The sequence below is a fragment of the Desulfuromonas sp. genome (assembly GCA_002869615.1).
GTDB lineage: Bacteria > Desulfobacterota > Desulfuromonadia > Desulfuromonadales > UBA2294 > BM707.
In genome coordinates, this window is the sequence record PKUH01000059.1 from 1 (window position 1) to 4,240 (window position 4,240).

General features: G+C 54.2%; 7 protein-coding genes. All 7 read left to right on the forward strand.

Annotation, left to right across the window (positions count from 1 at the left end; all coding sequences use genetic code 11):
* The coding region (locus C0623_06405; GenBank protein PLY00971.1) for an N-acyl homoserine lactonase at positions 1-487 on the forward strand (487 nt) is incomplete at its 5' end.
* Positions 488-533: 46 nt separating this feature from the next.
* Positions 534-1,436 (forward strand): ADP-ribosyl-[dinitrogen reductase] hydrolase, encoded by a 903-nt coding sequence (draG, locus tag C0623_06410; GenBank protein ID PLY00972.1) that lies wholly within the window; start codon positions 534-536, stop codon positions 1,434-1,436.
* A 182-nt stretch (positions 1,437-1,618) separates the two neighbouring features.
* On the forward strand, positions 1,619-1,861 hold the full coding sequence (locus C0623_06415; GenBank protein PLY00973.1) for a hypothetical protein: 243 nt from the start codon (positions 1,619-1,621) through the stop codon (positions 1,859-1,861).
* A gap of 22 nt (positions 1,862-1,883) precedes the next feature.
* Positions 1,884-2,177 carry a hypothetical protein gene (locus C0623_06420; protein ID PLY00974.1) on the forward strand — a complete coding sequence of 98 codons (294 nt, stop codon included), beginning with the start codon at positions 1,884-1,886 and terminating at the stop codon, positions 2,175-2,177.
* Position 2,178: 1 nt separating this feature from the next.
* Positions 2,179-2,616 (forward strand): ADP-ribose-binding protein, encoded by a 438-nt coding sequence (locus C0623_06425; protein ID PLY00975.1) that lies wholly within the window; start codon positions 2,179-2,181, stop codon positions 2,614-2,616.
* A complete protein-coding gene (locus tag C0623_06430; protein PLY00976.1) occupies positions 2,613-3,041 on the forward strand; it encodes a peptidylprolyl isomerase in 429 nt (142 codons plus the stop codon). The genes C0623_06425 and C0623_06430 overlap by 4 nt, the downstream gene beginning before the upstream one ends.
* A gap of 36 nt (positions 3,042-3,077) precedes the next feature.
* A partial coding sequence (locus C0623_06435) for an alpha-amylase (protein ID PLY00977.1) occupies positions 3,078-4,240 on the forward strand: 1,163 nt, incomplete at its 3' end.

The window sequence follows — 4,240 nt, forward strand, 5'->3', positions numbered from 1 at the left end:
CGTCCTCAAGGGCTGGGCCGAAAGCCGTTTCGGTCTGGCTCCGACCTTTCATCACGAACTGATCGATGATGTCCATTCCGAAGCCTATCATCATTATCTCAAAGAGCGGATGCAGGGCAAGTCACGGACCAACGCGATCTACCAGCAGTTTGATCTTCTTTACGAATATGCCCAGTACGAAATGGGGTTGAAACAGCCGGTGACGTCGATAGAGAGGCTCTATCGCGGGATCAACGATTTCAACGAACAGCGCATCCTCAAGGAAATCGGCAAAAACCATCACCTGGTGCGCCTCAATAATCTGGTCTCCTTCACGACCGATTTCGAGCGGGCCTGGGAATTCGGCAGCCGGGTGATGCAGGCCGAGGTTCCGGTTGCCAAAGTGGTCTTCCGATCCGATCTTCTGCCGAATGCCCTGCTCAAGGGAGAAGAAGAAGTTATCGTTATCGGTGGTGAATATGAAGTCAAGGTGCTGATCGGTGGCTAGGGACTGTCGCCGAACGGTGGCTGCCCCTTTTGGGAATGGGGAATAAATGCAGACCAGGCCAGAAAAAACTGAAATTATAGACCGCGGCCGGGCCGCGTTCCTCGGCCTGGCCCTGGGTGATGCCCTTGGCGCCACTACCGAATTCATGACTCCGCGAGAGATCCAGGCCAAATACAAGGTCCACCGCAAAATCATCGGTGGCGGCTGGCTCAATATCAAGGCCGGAAGGGTTACTGACGATACCGAAATGTCGCTTGCCATCGCGCGTAGTCTGACGTTTTGCGAAGAATGGAACCTTGAAGATATCGCCCGCAATTTTGTCAACTGGATGCGCAGCAAGCCGATTGATATCGGTTCGACCGTGCGCAAGGGAATCCGTAATTACATGCGCAGCGGCGAACTGTCGGTTGCGCCGAACGACTGGGACGCCGGCAACGGTGCGGCCATGCGGATGGCTCCGGTTGCGCTGTTCACTCTCGGTGATGAAGAATTGCTGAGTCGCTGCAGTCGCGAGCAGGCCCGCTTGACCCACCATCATCAATACTCGGATGCCGCCTGCCTCTGTATCGGCAGGATGATTCATGCCGCTTTGCTCGGCGCTGATCGTTTCCGCCTGCATGAACTGACCCGGGAACTGGCGGCGACGCATCCGAAGTTCAAGTTCAATCATTACGACGGACAGGCGAGCGGCTATATCGTTGAGACCATGCGCACAGTTTTTCATTTCCTGTTTACGACAGCATCGTTTGAGGAGTGTCTCATCGGCATTGTCAATCAGGGGGGTGATGCCGATACGACCGGCGCGATCGGCGGCATGATCGCCGGCGCCTTTTATGGCATCGAGGCGTTGCCGCATCGTTGGCTGCGCAAGCTTGATTTCGATACCCGGATTGCAATTGAGGACCAGGCAGTTCGATTGTTGCGGCTTTCGCCAATGTTCAGAAAATGAATAAACCCGATTGCCAAGAACCGGTCAGGCCGTTGCACAAAGCTTTTCAATCGTTGTGCAAAGCTGGCCCGGTTCCTGCTAAATAATAACTAGATTCTTTGTGGTGACAACGCTGTCGCCTTCACCGCGCAACGAAGCCCGGACGCAAACCGTTCGGGCCTTTCTGTTCAAGGAGAGATGACATGGTTGAACATAACGGATTTTTGACCTTGCCGAAAACGGCACAACTATTGAGAACTACAGAGATTAATGTCCTGATGCATGTCCGCAAGGGGCTGCTTGAGCAGGTCGAAATGGATGGTCTGTGGTACATCACGATCGGTAGTTTTGAAGAGTTCGTGTCGCATAATGGTATCCGCAAGGCGGCCGCGGTCTGCTCGGCCGGATGTGGCCGTCATGCCGACTGTGCAAGCAGTTGTGGTTAATGATTAGGCAAAGGAGTTGATGATGGGCATCGAGATCAAGCCCTCCGATCTTTATTTCAAGTACTATCACAAGAAGGAAACGCGGGATCAGCCGAAATTCACCGGCAAGCCGGATTCGGCCGAATTCGACCGGAATGATCTTTACGAGGTCCTGCCGATGTTTGCCGCAGTGATGGATCACTTCGAAACAAACGATCAGGCGGTTTTGCACAAGCTCGAGGAAATCGTTATTTATAATCTGCCGCAGTCGATCCGGAGTCGCGAGGATGTTTTCGATTGCCTGGTCGCATCGATCGAACAGTTGCTTGAGTCTTGACATGCACGAACTGACCGGTGATCTTTGGGCGAGGCATGCCGCTGGCGATGTGGTTGCCATTACAACCGGCGGCGCGGTCGATAAAAAAGGCTCCTGCCTGATGCCGCGCGGCTGTGCAGCCCAGGCCCGGAAGCGATTTTCAGGTATTGAAAAGGTTCTTGGAGAGATGGTCCGCAAGCATGGCGTCCATGTTTATGATCTCGGCAACCGGATCGTCAGCTTTCCGGTCGAAAACAGCCCGTTCGAAGTCCCGAGTCTGCACCTTATTGAACAGTCATGTCGGGAACTGGTCAGTCTGGTTGATCGTCAGGGCTGGGAGAGGGTGATTGTGCCGCGCCCCGGTTGCGGTGGTGGCGGTCTCAGCTGGCAGGAAGTCCGGCCGATTCTGGAGCGGCATTTTGATGCGCGATTCCATATCATATCGCAGGAGATACAATGAGCAGAACAGCACAACATGGAGACCGGGTAACAGTCTCCTATATCGGAACTCTCGACAATGGACGTATTTTCGATAGTACCGAAGAGAACCCCCTGACCATAAAGCTCGGCGCCGATGAAGTCTTTCCGGCCCTGGAAAAAGAGATCGTCGGCATGGCAGTCGGTCAGGTCAAGAATATATGTTTGTGTCCCCGGGATGCCTATGGCCCGCGCCGCCCCGAGAATGTCCTCCGGGTCAAGCGCGAACTTTTTCCGGCGGACAAGGAACTGAGGGTCGGGCAGAAACTCGAGGTCGAATTTGGTGACGCCGGCCGGCAGGTCATGCTGATCCTTGATCATGATGATGAAGAGGTTGCTCTCGACGGCAACCATCCCCTGGCCGGGCTCGATCTCACATTTGCCCTGAGACTCGACGCGATTTTGTGATAGTCTCATTTCCATTCTTTTGTTGAAGGAAGGACGATGCCACGGGATATTGCCGGAGAATTTTATAAAAGGGCCGGACATAAACTGGCGCTGCTTTACGGTGAGCATCAGGCCGGGATCCTGATTGACGAACTGATCTCGCTTTTGCAGCACCATGTCGCCCAGGAACGGGATTGTCGTCTGCAACGCTGGGATGAACGGGATGTTATCCTGATTACCTACGGCGACAGTATTGTCGAAGCAGAAAAAGCGCCGCTGCAAAGCCTCAACGGTTTTCTCAACAGGTATTTGAGCGGTCTTGTTTCGACGATTCATCTCCTGCCGTTTTTCCCCTATAGCTCTGACGACGGCTTCTCGGTGATCGACTACACGACGGTCAATCCCGATTTCGGAGACTGGAATGATATCGAGCGGATCGGTGAAGGTTTCGATCTGATGATCGATCTGGTGATCAACCATGTCTCGCGGGAATCTCTCTGGTTTATCGATTTCATTAACCAGAAACCGCCGGCCTGTTATTACTTCTGGGAAGTCGATCCGGTGGTTGATCTCAGCGAGGTGGTCCGCCCCCGCAAAAACAACCTGTTGACCCCGGTCCATACCCATCGTGGAGTCAGGTATGTCTGGTCGACCTTCAGCGAGGACCAGATCGACGTCAACTTCGGCAATCCGAACGTCCTGCGCGAATTTGTCCGCATCCTTCTCCTCTACCTGTCGCGCGGCGGCCGCTTCATCCGGCTCGATGCTATTGCCTTCCTCTGGAAAAAACTCGGAACCAGCTGTATCAATCTCCCCGAAACCCATGAGATCGTCAAGATTCTGCGAATTATCATGGAGCTTGTTGCCCCATCATCGGTGCTTTTGACCGAGACCAACGTGCCGAAGGAACAGAATCGCAGCTACTTCGGTGATGGTGATGAAGCGCATATGATCTACCATTTCAGCCTGGCACCGTTGCTGCTGCACGCCCTGCATCACGGCTGCAGCGATGTCCTGAATGAATGGGCAAAAATCTCATTTGACGCGCCGCCCGGATGTACCTATCTCAATTTCACCGCGTCGCATGACGGCATCGGTTTGCGCCCGGCCGAAGGGTTGTTGTCACCGGATGAGGTTGACAGCCTGATCGACATGATGCGCCAGTTCGGCGGCTTCGTCAGCATGAAGGCGAATCCGGATGGCCAGGACAGCCCGTACGA